This window comes from Streptomyces sp. SCSIO 30461, assembly GCF_037023745.1.
GTDB lineage: Bacteria > Actinomycetota > Actinomycetes > Streptomycetales > Streptomycetaceae > Streptomyces.
The window spans coordinates 1,819,230-1,835,222 of sequence record NZ_CP146101.1 but is presented as its reverse complement, the minus strand read 5'-3'; the positions used below and the strand labels follow the sequence as shown (position 1 = coordinate 1,835,222).

Annotated in this window: 9 protein-coding genes; 8 read left to right on the top strand and 1 reads right to left on the bottom strand. The window is 70.3% G+C overall.

Annotation, left to right across the window (positions count from 1 at the left end; all coding sequences use genetic code 11):
* Nucleotides 1-197: 197 nt before the first annotated feature.
* Genes glgX through V1460_RS08310 form a run of 3 tightly spaced genes read left to right on the top strand, consistent with a single transcriptional unit; the run spans nucleotide 198 to nucleotide 6,390 of the window.
* Nucleotides 198-2,630 carry a glycogen debranching protein GlgX gene (glgX, locus tag V1460_RS08320; RefSeq protein ID WP_338673060.1) on the top strand — a complete coding sequence of 811 codons (2,433 nt, stop codon included), beginning with the start codon at nucleotides 198-200 and terminating at the stop codon, nucleotides 2,628-2,630.
* A gap of 11 nt (nucleotides 2,631-2,641) precedes the next feature.
* Nucleotides 2,642-4,489, top strand: coding sequence for an ABC transporter ATP-binding protein (locus tag V1460_RS08315; protein WP_338673059.1), 1,848 nt, complete (start codon nucleotides 2,642-2,644; stop codon nucleotides 4,487-4,489).
* Nucleotides 4,486-6,390 (top strand): ABC transporter ATP-binding protein, encoded by a 1,905-nt coding sequence (locus tag V1460_RS08310; protein WP_338673057.1) that lies wholly within the window; start codon nucleotides 4,486-4,488, stop codon nucleotides 6,388-6,390. The genes V1460_RS08315 and V1460_RS08310 overlap by 4 nt, the downstream gene beginning before the upstream one ends.
* A gap of 75 nt (nucleotides 6,391-6,465) precedes the next feature.
* On the opposite strand, the gene V1460_RS36245 is transcribed toward V1460_RS08310, so the two are convergent.
* Entirely contained in the window at nucleotides 6,466-6,843 is a 378-nt protein-coding gene (locus V1460_RS36245) for a DUF397 domain-containing protein (protein ID WP_407077423.1), read from the bottom strand.
* On the opposite strand from V1460_RS36245, the gene V1460_RS08300 reads away from it, so the two are divergent.
* The 5 genes from V1460_RS08300 (at nucleotide 6,842) to V1460_RS08280 (ending at nucleotide 15,944) form a co-directional block, all read left to right on the top strand.
* Entirely contained in the window at nucleotides 6,842-7,570 is a 729-nt protein-coding gene (locus V1460_RS08300; RefSeq protein WP_338673055.1) for a hypothetical protein, read from the top strand. The genes V1460_RS36245 and V1460_RS08300 overlap by 2 nt on opposite strands.
* A 516-nt stretch (nucleotides 7,571-8,086) precedes the next feature.
* Nucleotides 8,087-10,102, top strand: coding sequence for a M4 family metallopeptidase (locus tag V1460_RS08295; protein WP_338677970.1), 2,016 nt, complete (start codon nucleotides 8,087-8,089; stop codon nucleotides 10,100-10,102).
* Nucleotides 10,103-10,510: 408 nt separating this feature from the next.
* Nucleotides 10,511-12,505, top strand: a complete 1,995-nt coding sequence (locus V1460_RS08290; RefSeq protein WP_338677969.1) for an alpha-1,4-glucan--maltose-1-phosphate maltosyltransferase — start codon at nucleotides 10,511-10,513, stop codon at nucleotides 12,503-12,505.
* Nucleotides 12,502-14,319, top strand: a complete 1,818-nt coding sequence (treS, locus tag V1460_RS08285; RefSeq protein ID WP_338673053.1) for a maltose alpha-D-glucosyltransferase — start codon at nucleotides 12,502-12,504, stop codon at nucleotides 14,317-14,319. The genes V1460_RS08290 and treS overlap by 4 nt, the downstream gene beginning before the upstream one ends.
* 245 nt (nucleotides 14,320-14,564) lie before the next feature.
* Nucleotides 14,565-15,944, top strand: coding sequence for a maltokinase N-terminal cap-like domain-containing protein (locus tag V1460_RS08280; protein WP_338673052.1), 1,380 nt, complete (start codon nucleotides 14,565-14,567; stop codon nucleotides 15,942-15,944).
* Nucleotides 15,945-15,993 lie beyond the last annotated feature (49 nt).

The following is a 15,993-nucleotide window of genomic DNA, read 5'->3' as shown; positions in this document are numbered from 1 at the left end:
ACCTGGTCGTCCACCTCGTCGGGTCGCAGAGACACAGCACGTCCCGCCCAACGACCGGCCCCCGCGTGTGGGTACGTGAGCGCCCTCATGTTGGGACGAGGTCCGTGCGGGCAGAACAGGTGGGAGGACCACGCGTGGGCCCTGTCCGGCCGGTCCGGCCCGGCGTGTGGGCCCGCTGAGCCGCGGGAGGCCGACAGGTGTCGAGCGCAGCCGGGCAGGAGACAGTGCGGGAAGGAGGGGCGCCGTCCCCTGAAGTTCAGCGTCGCCCGGCGCTGAACGGGCGGCGCCACCGGCCCGGGGAAGCGGGGGAATCGGACGCCCTCGGTGGTGTCGCCGCGGTCTGGCCCGGCTCGCCGACTCCGCTCGGCGCGCGGTTCCGCATCGGTCCCGACGGTGTCGCGGGCACCAACTTCGCGTTGTGGGCGGGTGGTGCCGAGGCCGTCGAGGTGTGCCTGTTCGACGAGGCGGGCGGCGAGTCACGGCTGCCGCTGACCGAGCTGACCCATCAGATCTGGCACGGCTTCGTGCCGGGGGTGCGGCCAGGCCGCCGGTACGGCTTCCGGGTGCACGGCCACTGGGACCCGTGGACCGGCGCCCGGTGGAACCCGGCGAAGCTGCTGCTCGACCCGTACGCACGTGCTGTGGACGGCGACTTCGGACCGTCGGGGCGGGCTCCGCAGCTCTACGGCCATGTGCGGGACTGGCCCGAGCAGCATGTCGCCGACACCGTGCGCGACGACCGCGATTCGGCCCCGTACGTACCCAAAGGCGTCGTGGTCCACGACGAGGCGCCCGGTGACGAGTGGGCCGACGACCGCCGCCCCAAGACCCCGTGGGCCGACTCGGTCATATACGAACTGCACGTCCGAGGCTTCACCCGACTGCACCCGGACATTCCGGAGCCGCTGCGCGGCACCTATGCGGGCCTCGCGCACCCCGCCGCGATCGACCACCTCGTGCGGCTCGGGGTGACGGCGGTGGAACTGCTGCCGGTGCACCAGTTCGCGCACGAGGACCATCTGCTGCGGCGGGGGCTGCGGAACTACTGGGGCTACAACTCGATCGGGTACTTCGCCCCGCACGCCGCCTACAGCGCGTCGGGGACCGCCGGGCAGCAGGTCGGCGAGTTCAAGCGGATGGTACGGGCGCTGCACGCGGCGGGCATTGAGGTCATCCTCGACGTGGTCTACAACCACACGGCGGAGGCGGGCGAGCTGGGGCCGACCCTCAGTCTGAAGGGCATCGACAACCGCGGCTACTACCGCCTCCAGCCCGACGCCCGCCGCTACGCCGACTACACCGGCTGCGGCAACACCCTGCATGTGGTTCAGCCCCAGGTGCTGCGGCTGATCACCGACTCACTGCGCTACTGGGTCACCGAGATGGGTGTCGACGGCTTCCGCTTCGACCTCGCGGCGGCGCTCGCCCGGTCGATGCACGACGTCGACATGCTCTCTCCGTTCCTCGCCGTGATCGCGCAGGACCCGGTGCTGCGCCGGGTGAAGCTGATCGCCGAGCCGTGGGACGTGGGCAGCGGCGGCTACCAGGTGGGTGCCTTCCCACCGCTGTGGACGGAGTGGAACGACCACTACCGTGACGCGGTAAGGGACTTCTGGCGCGGTGCGCTGCCGGATGTGCGGGGCCTCGGCTACCGGATCTCCGGCTCCAGCGACCTGTACGCCTGGGGCGGGCGCCGCCCGTACGCCTCGGTCAACTTCCTGACCGCCCACGACGGTTTCACCCTGCGGGACCTGGTCAGCTACGAGCGCAAGCACAACGAGGCCAACGGGGAGGGCAACCGGGACGGGACCCATGACAACCGCTCCTGGAACTGCGGGGCGGAGGGCGAGACGGACGATCCCGGGGTCAACGCCCTGCGGCGCCGTCAATTGCGCGGGCTGCTCAGCACCCTGCTGCTGTCCACGGGTGTGCCGATGCTGGTCGCGGGCGACGAGATGGGCCGCACCCAGGGCGGCAACAACAACGCCTACTGCCAGGACAACGAGGTCAGCTGGGTCGACTGGTCACTGCGTGGGGAGCCGGGACCGGCCGGGCTGCTGGCGCTGACCGCCCGGCTGCTGGCAGTGCGCGCCGCGCATCCGGTGCTGCGCCGCAGGGCGTTCTTCTCCGGCCGCCCGCAGACCCCGGACGGGCTGCGGGACCTGGCCTGGTTCACTCCGGACGGCACCGAGATGAGGGAGCAGGACTGGTACGCACCGGCGCAGACCGTGGCGTACTACCTCTCGGGCCGCGACATCCCGGGCCGTGACGCCCGCGGCATGCAGGTGGCCGACGACAGCTTCCTGGTGGTGCTGCACGCGGGCGCCGCTCCACTGGACTTCCGGCTGCCGGGCCGGCCATGGGGCGAGGCGTACGAGGTGGTCGTGGACACCTCCCTGGACGACCAGGCGGCGGCTCCCGGGGTGGTGCACCGGGGCGGCGGGCGGATGACGGTGCCCGAGCGGTCCGTACTGCTGCTGAGGGTGCTGGCGGCGGCCGGCGGCGGGGAAGGAGACGGCGTCGCGGGCACGGAGGAGGCGGGGGGCCGGGACGAGGACACGGAGGACCAGGGCGAGGACACGGAGGAGGCCGGGAAAAACTCGGTGGGCTGTGTCAGTGGTGAAACGTAGGCTCGCACCTGATGTCCACCACACACACCCCCTCCGATGACCGGTCCGTCGTGCGTTCCCTGCTGCGGCTGTGGCCCTATGTACGGCCGGTGCGGGCCCGGCTGTTCACCGCCGCGGTGATCGCGATCATCGCGTCCTGTCTGAGCCTGGTGATCCCGCTCGTCCTCAAGTGGCTCGTGGACGGGCCGGTCGCCGATCGGGACACGGACGGGGTGTGGCTCGGGGCGCTGTACGTGCTGCTGCTGGGCATCGCGGAAGCGGTGCTCTTCGGGTTCCGGCGCTGGCTGGTGGCTCGCCCTCTGGCGGGTGTGGAAGCGGAGATGCGGGCCGATCTGTTCCGGCATCTGCAACGGCTTCCGGTGGCCTTCCACGACCGCTGGCCATCGGGCCAGCTGCTGTCGCGCGGGACGACGGACCTGATGCTGGTGCGGATGTTCCTCGCCTTCCCGCTGACCTTCCTGTTGGTCAACGGCGTGACCCTCCTGGCCGGCGCAGCGATCCTGCTGGCGCAGGACTGGACGCTGGGCCTCATCCTGCTGGTGCCCGCGGCCCCGCTGATGGTGCTTCTGTCGATGTTCGAGAAGCGGTACTCCGGTGCGGCTCGCACAGCTCAGGACCAGGTGGGCGATCTGACGACGGTGGTCGAGGAGAGTGTGCTCGGCATCCGCGTCATCAAGGGCTTCGGACGGCACCGCAACCAGGCCGCGGTCTTCCGCGCCCTGGCCGAGCGGCTGCGGGGCACCGAGCTGCTCAAGGCCAGGATGCTGGCGGGCATCTGGGCCGTCATCATGGCGGCGCCCGAGCTGGCCGTCGGCGCGGCCCTGGTACTCGGCACCGTCCAGGTCTCCGAAGGCGCGCTCTCCGCGGGCACGCTCGTCGCCTTCCTGTCGATCGCTCTCGCGCTGCGGTGGCCGGTCGAGTCGATCGGCTTCCTGCTGGCCATGAGCCAGGAGGCGGCGACGGCGACGGACCGCTTCTTCGAGGTGCTGGACGCGCGGGAGGAGTCGGATGCGCGGGCGAAACCCGGGACATCCGCGCATCCCGAGCGCCCCGGGGCAGGGGCCGAAAAGCGGGAGGCGCCGACGGGAGCCACCGCCGCGCGGCCCACCGGCGGACTGGTCTTCGACGCGGTCGAGTTCCGCTACCCGGACGCCGCGCCCGGCTCACCACCCGCGTTGGGGCGGATCGATCTCCACGTACGCCCCGGGGAGACGATGGCGCTGGTCGGCACCACCGGATCGGGAAAGACCACGCTGACGGCGCTGGTTCCGCGGCTGTACGAGGTGACCGCCGGCCGGATCACTCTCGACGGTCGGGACATCGCCGCCATGCCGCGCGACGAGTTGCGTCGGCTGGTGTCCATGGCCTTCGAGGAGCCCACGCTGTTCTCGGCGAGTGTCGGCGAGAACGTGCTGATGGGTGCCGACGGCAGCGCCGGCGAAGAGCAGTTGCGGCGTGCCCTTGACGTGGCGCAGGCCGACTTCGTGGACGCGCTGCCGCAGGGTGTCCACACCCAGGTGGGCGAGCAGGGGTTGAGCCTGTCCGGCGGCCAGCGCCAACGGCTCGCGCTCGCGCGGGCGGTCGTGGGCGAGCCCCGCTTCCTGGTGCTCGACGACCCGCTGTCGGCGCTGGACGTGCACACCGAGGCTCTGGTGGAGGCCGCGCTCAGACGCGTACTCCGCGACACGACCGCGCTCGTCGTGGCGCACCGGCCTTCCACGGTGCTGCTCGCCGACCGGGTCGCTCTGCTGTCGGGCGGCCGGATCGCAGCCGTGGGCACCCACCATGAACTGCTGCGGGACAACACCGAATACGCCTGGCTGATGTCGGGCAGCCACGCCGAGGAGCACGTCCGATGAGCTCATCGACCACCACACCCCGGGAAGCCGATACGGGCACGGGCGTCGAGGACCGCCCCGAAGCGGACCATCCGGTCCGCGCGGACCGCCCCGAAGCGCCCGGTCACGATCCTTTCGACCATGACGCCCTTCCCGCCCCGAAGGGCGCCACCGGGGCCCTGCTGAGATCGCTGCTGGCACCCCGCCGTGCCACCGCGGCACTGGCCGCGGTGCTGTTGCTGCTGCAGCAGGCCGCCGCCCAGGCCGGGCCGCTGCTCGTCGCCTACGCGATCGACAGCGCCGTACCGGCGATCGCGCGCGGCGACCACGGGCCGCTGGTGGCCGTCGCCGTGGCGTACACGGTCTGCGCGGTCGCGTCGGGCCTGTTCCAGTACGGCTTCATCCGCGTGTCCGCCCGCGTCAACCAGGATGTGCTGCTCGACCTGCGCGGCAGGATCTTCCGCCACGCGCAGGTGCTCAGCGTGGATTTCCACGAGCGCTACACCTCTGGCCGGTTGATCTCCCGCTCCACGAGCGATGTCGAGTCCCTGAGGGAACTCCTCAGCGAGGGCCTCCAGGAGCTGATCGGCGTCGTCCTCTCCTTCGTCTACATCTCGGCCATGCTGCTCTGGCTGGATCTCGGCATCGGCGCGGTGGCCGTGGCGAGCTTCGTGCCGCTGTACCTGCTCGTCCGGTTCTACCGGCGGCGCGCGGCAGTGGTGTTCGCCGACCGCTCCACGGCCATCGCGGCCGTCATCGTGAAGTTCGCCGAGACGATGAACGGCATCAGGCCGGTGCGGGCGTTCCGTAGGGAGCGCAGCAATGAGGACCGCTTCCGGACACTGAACCAGCAGCACGCCCGGAGCAACGGGGACGCTCTCCTGGAGATGGCCCGCTATGTGGTCGGCTCCCGGCTGGTCGCCAACACGGCCGTCGCCGGCATGGTGCTGTGGGGCGCGTATCGGGTGAGCGTCGGCACCCTGGCGCTGGGCGTGCTCGCCGCCGCGGTGTTGTACGTACGGCGGCTGTACGACCCGATCGACCGGCTGGGCATGTTCCTGAACTCGTACGAGTCGGCGGCGGCCTCACTGGCGAAGATCGCGGGCCTGCTGGCCCAGAGCCCGAGCGTCCCTGAGCCGGAGCACCCGATGCGGCTGCCCTCTCGCCCCGACGGCGACACCGCCCCCGGCCGGGCCGTCGTCTTCGATGACGTGCGCTTCGCGTATCGCACCGGGGGCGAGGTGCTCCCCCGCTTCGGCCTGAACATCCCGGCCGGGCAGACGGTGGCGGTCGTCGGCTCGACGGGCGCGGGCAAGTCCACCCTGGCCAAACTGCTGGCACGGTTCTACGACCCGACCGACGGGCGGGTGCTGCTGGACGGGGTCGATCTGCGCGACCTGCCGCTCCCCGAACTGCGGCGCGGGGTGGTGATGGTGACCCAGGAGGCGTTCCTGTTCACCGGCACGATCGCCGACAACATCGCGATCGGCCGACCGGACGCGAGCCGCGCGGAGATCGAGCAGGCGGCCAAGGCGATCGGCGCGCATGACTTCATCAGCGCGCTGCCCGACGGCTATGACACGGACGTCCGCAAGCGGGGTGGCCGGATCTCGGCGGGCCAGCGCCAGTTGGTGGCCTTCGCCCGGGCGCTGCTCGCCGATCCCGCCGTGCTGATCCTGGACGAGGCGACCAGTTCGCTGGACATCCCGGGTGAGCGCGCGGTGCAGCGGGCCATGGACACGGTGCTGCGCGGCCGTACGGCCGTGGTGATCGCCCACCGGCTGTCGACGGTGGAGGTCGCGGACCGGATCCTGGTGATGGAGCACGGCCGGATCGTGGAGGACGGCAGTCCGGCGGAACTGATCAGCGGGGCGGGCCGGTTCGCGGATCTGCACCAGGCGTGGCGGGACAGTCTGGTGTGACCTGCCCGAGCGTCGGGACCCCCGGCGACGCCCTCCCGAGCGGACCAAGGTGCGGTCGGGAGGGCATTCCGATGCTCAGCCCCCGGTGACCACGCCGACGACGAACGCGTTCCGGGCAGCGGCCGGTACGACGAGCACCGGGCCGTCGGGGACCTTGCTGTCACGCACGGGAACGGCACCGGGAATACCGTCGAGGACTTCGAGGCAGCTGCCGCCGTTGTCGTCGCTGTAGCTGCGGACTCCCGAATGCACGGCCTCCGTACAGGCGGTCGGCGGTGCGTCCTCGAACTCCATGAGGGTCAGCATCCGTCCCATCAGGGCATACGCACTCGCCGAGGCCGGAAGCACCTGGACCAGGATCGTCGCTCTCGGACCGCTTTCGCCGGAATGCACTCCATCCGCATCGGGGGCGGCCGCGGTCACCCGCGCCACGTGTGGTGGGGTGCGGGTCATGACGACTGATGTGATCGTGGTTCCGCCGCTCTACAGCGGCTATCCGGGGGTCGCCTTCGGCGGCTATGTCGCGGGAGTGCTCGCCCGACGCTCCGCTGCCGACGCGGTACGGGTGGACTTTCGGGGACCGGTGCCCGTGGGGTCGGAGGTGCGGATCTCCACGACGGACGCCGGGGGCGCGGAGTTGGGGGAACCGGGGCAGCCGCTGACCACGGCGATCCCGGTCGACGCGGCCCCGCTCAGCGCACTCGCCGTACCGGACGCACCCTCCTGGGACGAGGCGCTCGCGGCGGCCGAGGCGTATCGCGCGGACCCGCCGCCGGGGTCGGTGGACTGCTTCGGTTGCGGCCCGGAACGCACGCCGGAGCGTGGGCTTCGCCAGCACTGCACCGTGGTACCGGGACGCGAGCTGGTGGCGACCGCATGGGTGCCATCCCCGACTCTCGCGGCGGATGACGGGACGCTGCCCACCGAGCTGGTATGGGGAGCCCTGGACTGCCCGGGCTTTGCGGCGGGCCGGTCGCTGGGTACGCAGCGGGCAGGAGCGGTGACTGCTTCGCTCACCGGCACACTGCTGCGCCCGCTGGTGGCCGGGGAGCGCTACATCTCGTACGCCTGGCTGCTCTCGGAGTCCGGCCGCAAGCACACGATGGCCGTCGCCGTGAGCACGGCCGACGGGGAGCTGTGCGCGGTGTCCCAGGCACTCTGGGTGGACCCCAGGACCTGAGGCAGGACCTGAGGCCTCCCGAGCCGACGGCCGGGCGGCCGACGGGGCCGACGGGGCCGACCGTCGGCCGGCCGGCCTCGACGCCGTATCGACGCCGCCGCATCCACGAAACACCCGTCACCCTGCGGGAATTCGGCCACTTCACACATGCCTGGTGCCGGGTGGCCCGTATCCTCTGCCCGCCATGCGGACGGTACGGCACCGTATACGGCGCCGCAGAGGGTAAAGGAGGGCGTCGACCTGCCGCGATGACCTGGCGGTGATCACCGGAGAAACGTCCGCTTAACGAACATGACGTTTCGGGGAACGGACGGTTTCCGGCCAATATGTTGACAGGCCCCTGACAGGGGCCTGTGATACCTGCCACGCTTCCCCCGATCCACGCACCACATGCTCCGCACGCTCTGCATGCACCGCAGCTTCACAGCCTTCACAACTCGTGCTCAGCTGCTCTGCCCGAACGGCCCACCCAGCCGTCCGGTACCCCCCTCGCAGAAGGAGTCTCGCGTGAGACCCATGCCCAGACGCCGTCGTGCAACCGCCACCGGCGCGCTGCTCGCCACCGCCGCCATGCTCGCCGTCGGAATCCAGACCGGTTCCGCCACCGCCGCCGACGAGCAGGCAGCAGCGGCCAACCAGACCCTGGCCCGCAACACCGGCGCCCTTCCCGCCCAACTCACCCCCGCCCAGCGGGCCGAGCTGATCAGCAAGGCCACCGCCACCACGGCGGCCACCGCCAAGGAACTGGGTCTCACCGCCCAGGAGAAGCTGGTCGTCCGCGATGTCACCCAGGACCGCGACGGCACCGTCCACACGCGGTACGAGCGCACCTACGCCGGTCTTCCGGTGCTCGGTGGCGACCTCGTGGTCGCGGAGACGAAGGCCGGGGCGACCAGGTCGGTCTCCAGGGCTTCCCAGTCGGCGCTCAAGAACATCGCCACCACCGCCGACGTCGCCCCGGCGACCGCCAAGAAGCAAGCGGTCGCAGCCGCCCGCGCCGAGGGCTCGAAGAGCACCTCCGCCCAGAGCGCCCCCCGCAAGGTGGTCTGGATGGCCCAGGGCACGCCGACGCTCGCCTACGAGACCGTCGTCGGCGGCCTCCAGCACGACGGCACCCCGAACGAGCTGCACGTGGTCACCGACGCCGCCACCGGCAAGAAGCTCTACGAGTGGCAGGCCGTCAACACCGGTACCGGCAACACGCAGTACAGCGGCCAGGTGACGCTGGGCACCGCGCCGTCGTACACGCTCACCGACACCACACGCGGCAACCACAAGACGAACAACCTGAACCGCGGCACGTCCGGCACCGGAACGCTGTTCTCCGGCAGCGACGACATCTGGGGCGACGGCACCGCATCGAACGCCGAGACCGCGGGCGCGGACGCCCACTTCGGCGCGGCGCTCACCTGGGACTACTACAAGAACGTGCAGGGCCGCAGCGGCATCAAGGGTGACGGCGTCGGCGCGTACTCCCGGGTCCACTACGGCAACAACTACGTCAACGCCTTCTGGTCCGACAGCTGCTTCTGCATGACCTACGGCGACGGCTCGGGCAACGCCAAGCCGCTGACGTCGATCGACGTGGCCGCGCACGAGATGACGCACGGCGTCACCGCCAACACCGCCAAGCTGATCTACAGCGGTGAGTCCGGCGGCCTCAACGAAGCGACGTCCGACATCTTCGCCGCCGCGGTCGAGTTCTACGCCAACAACGCCCAGGACAAGGGCGACTACCTCGTCGGCGAGAAGATCGACATCAACGGCAACGGCACCCCGCTGCGCTACATGGACAAGCCGAGCAAGGACGGAGCGTCCAAGGACTCGTGGTACTCGGGCATCGGCGGCATCGACGTCCACTACTCGTCCGGCCCGGCGAACCACTGGTACTACCTGCTCTCCGAGGGCAGCGGCGCCAAGACCATCAACGGCGTGAACTACGACTCGCCGACATCCGACGGCCTGCCGGTCACCGGTATCGGCCGCGACAAGGCGTCCCTGATCTGGTTCAAGGCGCTCACCACCAAGTTCACCTCCTCGACCAACTACGCCGCGGCGCGCACCGGCACCATAGCCGTCGCCACCGAGCTGTACGGCGCCACCAGCGCCGAGACGCAGGCCGTGACCAACGCCTGGGCCGGCATCAACGTCGGCGCCCGCTACGGCGGCGGCGACCCGGGCACCGGCAAGGTCTTCGAGAACTCCGCCAACGTGAACATCCCGGACCTGGGCACCGCCACGTCCACGGTCAGCGTCACCGGTATCACCGGCAACGCCCCGTCCGCTCTCAAGGTCGACGTCGACATCGTCCACACCTGGCGCGGTGACCTGGTCATCGACCTGGTGGCCCCGGACGGTTCGACCTACCGGCTGAAGAACTCCAGCGGCAGCGACTGGGCGGACAACGTGGTCGCCACCTACACGGTGAACGCGTCCAGCGAGGTCGCGAACGGCACCTGGGGCCTCAAGGTCCAGGATGTCGCCCGCTATGACACCGGGTACATCAACAACTTCAAGCTGACCTTCCCGTAGGCCGGCTGACAGCACCTCAGCGACAACCGAACCCGGCGACAACCATCCCGCGCACCGCCCGGGGGCTTCGGCCCCCGGGCGGTGCGCCGTGCTGTCGGGGTGCTTGTCCCCTTCGCTGACTCCTAGTAGTTAAGCAACCACAGGACGGGGAAGGCTCCCCCGGTACGCACCGGCGCGCGCTTCCCCAGACGGCTACCACACAGCTATTCGAGTGAACGCGGACAGGAGCGGCCATGCCCGCAGCCCGCCAGTCGCCGACCGAGCGGTTACAAAGAACAGCACCCGTACGAACAACACGCGCACGGAGACCTCCGCGAACACGTGCTCGAAGAACTCCGCGCCCCGTGCGCGGAGCCCCTACCTCGACCAGCCACGCCCGCCCAGCCCCCAGGTGATGCCGTGAAACCGCTGATTGGCCGTATTCCCGTCCTGGACGTCCGCCCCCTCGTCGATCTCGGCAGAAGGCCCGCCAAGGCGGTGGCCGGGGAGGCCTTCCAGGTCTCCGCCACCGTCTTCCGGGAAGGCCATGACGCGGTCGCCGCCAATGTGGTCCTGGTGGACCCGCACGGACGGCCCGGGCCCTGGACGCCGATGCGTGAGCTGGCGCCCGGCAGCGACCGCTGGGGAGCCGATGTCACTCCCGTCAGCGAGGGCCGCTGGACGTACGCCGTCGAGGCGTGGAGCGATCCGCTGACCACCTGGCGGCGGCACGCGGGAATCAAGATCCCGGCCGGCGTCGACATCGAGCTGGTTCTCGCCGAGGGCGCCGAGCTGCACGAACGTGCCGCCGCCGGGGTGCCGAAGACGGACGGCCGGGAGGCGGTGCTCGGCGCGGCCGACGCACTGCGGGACGAGCGTCGTGGCCCCGGGGAGCGGCTCGCCGCCGCGCTCGCCGCCGAGGTCACCGAGGTGCTCTCCCGCCACCCGCTGCGCGAGCTGGTCAGCGCCGGCGAGCCGTTGCCGCTCCAGGTGGAGCGCCGGCGCGCGCTGTTCGGCTCGTGGTACGAGTTCTTCCCGCGCTCCGAGGGCGCGCGCCCGGCGGAAGGGGAGGACGGGCAGCTGGTCTCCGGCACTTTCCGGACAGCCGCCCAACGCCTTCCGGCCATTGCCGCGATGGGTTTCGACGTGGTCTACCTGCCACCCATCCACCCCGTCGGCACCACCTTCCGCAAGGGCCCCAACAACAGCCTGAACGCCGGCCCCGGCGATGTCGGGGTGCCCTGGGCGATCGGCTCCCCGGAAGGGGGCCATGACGCGGTGCACCCGGACCTCGGCACTATCGAGGACTTCGACGCCTTCGTGCGTTGTGCCAGGGAGCTGCGCCTTGAGGTCGCACTGGACTTCGCGCTCCAGTGCTCCCCCGACCACCCGTGGGTGGAGAAGCACCCCGAGTGGTTCCACCACCGCCCGGACGGCACCATCGCCTACGCCGAGAACCCTCCGAAGAAGTACCAGGACATCTACCCGATCGCCTTCGACCGCGACATGGAGGGACTGGTCAGGGAGACGGTGCGGGTGCTGCGGCACTGGATGGCACACGGAGTGCGGATCTTCCGGGTCGACAACCCGCACACCAAACCGGTGGTCTTCTGGGAGTCGGTGATCGGGCAGGTCAACCGCACCGACCCTGACGTCGTGTTCCTCGCCGAGGCTTTCACCCGCCCGGCGATGATGCACACCCTGGCCGCGGTGGGCTTCCAGCAGTCGTACACGTACTTCACCTGGCGCAACACCAAGCACGAGCTCACCGAGTACCTGACGGAGCTCACCGGCGAGACCGCCGCCTACATGCGCCCGAACTTCTTCGTGAACACCCCGGACATCCTGCACGCCTACCTCCAGGAGGGCGGCCGTCCCGCCTTCGAGGCGCGCGCGGTGCTCGCCGCGACCCTCTCCCCCGCCTGGGGCGTCTACGCGGGGTACGAGCTGTGCGAGAACACCCCACTGAGGCCGGGCTGTGAGGAGTACCTGGACTCGGAGAAGTACCAACTGCGCCCCAGGGACTGGGAATCGGCCGCACGTGAGGGCCGCGGCATCGCGCCCCTGATCACCGAGCTCAACCGGATCAGGCGCCGCCACCCCGCGCTCCAGCAACTACGCAATCTGCGCTTCCATCACGCCGACAACGACGCCGTGATCGCCTACAGCAAGCGATCCGGCTCGAACACCGTCCTGGTGGTCGTCAATCTCGACCCCCACCACACCCAGGAGGCAACGGTCTCGTTTGACATGCCGGAACTCGGCCTCGACTGGCACGAGCCCGTACCGGTGCGCGACGAGCTCACCGGCGAGACCTACCACTGGGGCAGGACCGCCTATGTGCGCCTTGAGCCGGGCGTCACGCCCGCGCACATCGTGGTCCTGCGACCGTCCCCGCCGACCGGAGGGTCACCCACATCATGATCGTCAACGAGCCCGTCCACGACCTCTTCGAGGACACCCCCGCGAAGGACCGGGACCCCGACTGGTTCAAACGCGCCGTGTTCTACGAGGTGCTCGTACGGTCCTTCCACGACAGCAACGGCGACGGCATCGGCGACCTCAAGGGCATCACCGGCAAGCTGGACTACCTCCAGTGGCTGGGCGTCGACTGCCTGTGGCTCCCGCCGTTCTTCAAGTCCCCCCTGCGCGACGGCGGTTACGACGTCGCCGACTACACGTCCGTGCTCCCCGACTTCGGCGACCTCGCCGACTTCGTGGAGTTCGTGGACGCCGCGCACCAGCGCGGGATGCGGGTCATCATCGACTTCGTCATGAACCACACCAGCGACCAGCACCCGTGGTTCCTCGAGTCGCGCAAATACCCGGATGGCCCGTACGGGGACTACTACGTCTGGGCGGACGACGACAAGCAGTACCAGGACGCCCGGATCATCTTCATCGACACCGAGACCTCCAACTGGACCTTCGACCCGGTCCGCAAGCAGTACTACTGGCACCGCTTCTTCTCCCACCAGCCGGACCTCAACTACGAGAACCCCGCCGTCCAGGACGAGATCATGGCGGCCCTGCGTTTCTGGCTCGACCTCGGCATCGACGGCTTCCGCCTCGATGCCGTGCCGTACCTCTACCAGGAGGAAGGCACCAACTGCGAGAACCTTCCGGCGACTCACGAGTTCCTGAAGCGGGTGCGCAAGGAGATCGACGCCCACTACCCGGACACGGTGCTGCTGGCGGAAGCCAACCAGTGGCCCGAGGACGTGGTCGACTACTTCGGGGACTACTCGGCGGGCGGCGACGAATGCCATATGGCGTTCCACTTCCCTGTGATGCCGCGGATCTTCATGGCGGTGCGGCGGGAGTCGCGCTATCCGGTCTCCGAGATCCTGGCCAAGACCCCCGAGATCCCGGACAACTGCCAGTGGGGCATCTTCCTGCGCAACCACGACGAACTCACCCTCGAAATGGTCACCGACGAAGAGCGCGACTACATGTACGCGGAGTACGCCAAGGACCCGCGGATGCGCGCCAACATCGGGATCAGGCGCCGGCTCGCCCCGCTGCTGGACAACGACCGCAATCAGATCGAGCTGTTCACCGCCCTGCTGCTGTCACTGCCCGGTTCGCCGATCCTCTACTACGGCGACGAGATCGGGATGGGCGACAACATCTGGCTCGGCGACCGGGACGCGGTGCGCACCCCGATGCAGTGGACACCGGACCGCAACGCCGGATTCTCCTCCTGCGATCCCGGCCGACTGTATCTGCCGACCATCATGGACCCGGTCTACGGCTACCAGGTGACCAATGTCGAGGCGTCGATGGCCTCGCCGTCGTCACTGCTGCACTGGACCCGGCGGATGATCGAGATCCGCAAGCAGAACCCGGCCTTCGGACTCGGCTCCTACACCGAGCTGCCCTCGTCCAACCCCGCCGTACTGGCCTTCCTGCGGGAGATGCCGGCCACCGACAGGGGCGGTGACGACCTGGTGCTGTGCGTCAACAACTTCTCGCGGTTCGCCCAGCCCACGGAGCTGGACCTGCGGCGCTACAACGGCCGCCATCCGGTGGAGCTGATCGGCGGGGTGCGCTTCCCCGCGATCGGCGAGTGGCCCTATCTGCTGACCCTGGCCGGACACGGCTTCTACTGGTTCCGGCTGCGCAAGGAGCCCGCGAAGGAGCCGCTGAAGGCCGTGCCGGCGCTCTCGGGGGAACCCGAGGGCCAGGCCGAGGCCCCGGATGCGGTTGTCAAGGGAACCATGCCGAAGCAGGCGTGACCGAGGCACATGCCATCTCGGCTGCGGGGCGGTTGCACCGCCCCGCACGGGGCACGCTCCTCCTCATACCCGCGCCGTACCCGCGTCCGTGCGGGCGCACCGAGTCCGTACGGACCATCCTCGATCGACATTCCCCCTCCCATCGGCGGGGGGGACCCCCACGCACAGCCCGGACAGCCTATATTTACCGCAATCCGGGACACTCTTCGCAACCTGTGGTGTGCCCGGGGAAAGGACGCGATGCCATGTCGGAGGCTGCATCCACCCGGACCCCCGTGGCTCTGCTTCCCTCACTCACCCCCCTGCTCCACCAGTGGCTGCCCCGGCAGCGCTGGTTCGCGGGCAAGGGGCGCCCCGTCGCCGGCTTCTCACTGGTGTCGGCCGCCGAGCTGCTGCCGGTCGACTCCACGAACCCCGGCCTGCTTCATCTGCTGATCCGCGTCCAGCACCCCGGGCCCGCGGGCGGCAAGGCAGCGGGGCGTGAGAGCGCCGACTGCTACCAGCTGCTGCTCGGGGTGCGGACGACCCTGCCGCCCCATCTCGCGTCCGCGCTGATCGGCCGACTGGGTGAGGGCCCGCTGACCGGCCGCACCGTCTACGAGGGGCTGCACGACCCTCGGCTCGCCGGACTGCTGCTGGAACGGTTGCGCACTCCCGGCCGGTTCGGCACACTCCGCTTCGACCAGGCGGTGCCGGTGGTCGGCGGCCTGCCCGCCCGGATCCTGGACGCCGAGCAGTCCAACTCATCGCTCGTGTACGGAGATTCGTACATCCTCAAGATCTTCCGTCGAGTGTATCCGGGCATCAACCCGGATCTGGAACTGCCGCTCGCCCTCGCCCGCGCGGGCTGCGAGCGGGTGCCCGCGCCCGTCGCCTGGTACGAGTCGGCGACACCGGAGCCCGCGACACTCGGGGTGCTCCAGCCCTATCTGCGCGGCTCGCAGGACGGCTGGCAGCTCGCCCTGAAGGCGCTGGCCGCCGACCGCGACTTCACCGACGAGGCCCAGGCACTGGGCCGGGCCACCGCCGAAGTACACACCGCCCTGGCCGCGGCACTGCCGGTGATGACCCTGAGCCGGGCCCAGACCTGGCACCTGGCGACGGCGATGAACGAACGGCTCGACGCGGCGGTACGCGCGGTGCCCGCACTGCTGCCGTACGCGCGCGGGCTGCGTGACGCCTTCGACGCGATCGACAAGGCCGAGCTCTGCCGCGGCGGACACGCCCAACGCATCCACGGCGACCTGCACCTGGGCCAGACCCTGCGCACCCCCGACGGGCTCTGGTCGGTGATCGACTTCGAAGGCGAACCGGCCCGCCCGCCCGCCGAGCGCCGCCGGATGCAGCCGCCTGTCCGCGACATCGCCGGGATACTGCGCTCCTTCGACTACGCGGCCCGCTCGCACCGCCCCTGGAACCCGGCATGGGCGGCCCGCTGCCGCGCGGCCTACTGCGAGGGCTACGCGGAAGCGTGCGGCACCGACCCCCGGGCGGAGCCCGAGCTACTGCGGGCCTACGAGACGGACAAAGCGGTGTACGAGGTCGTGTACGAGGCCCGCCACCGGCCGGACTGGCTACCGGTCCCCATGGCGGCGATCGAACGGCTGGCCGGACCGGGGCAATGACGCCCGCCCACTGCCCACACCCCCAACGCGCCTAGGAGGCCGTCCCCGT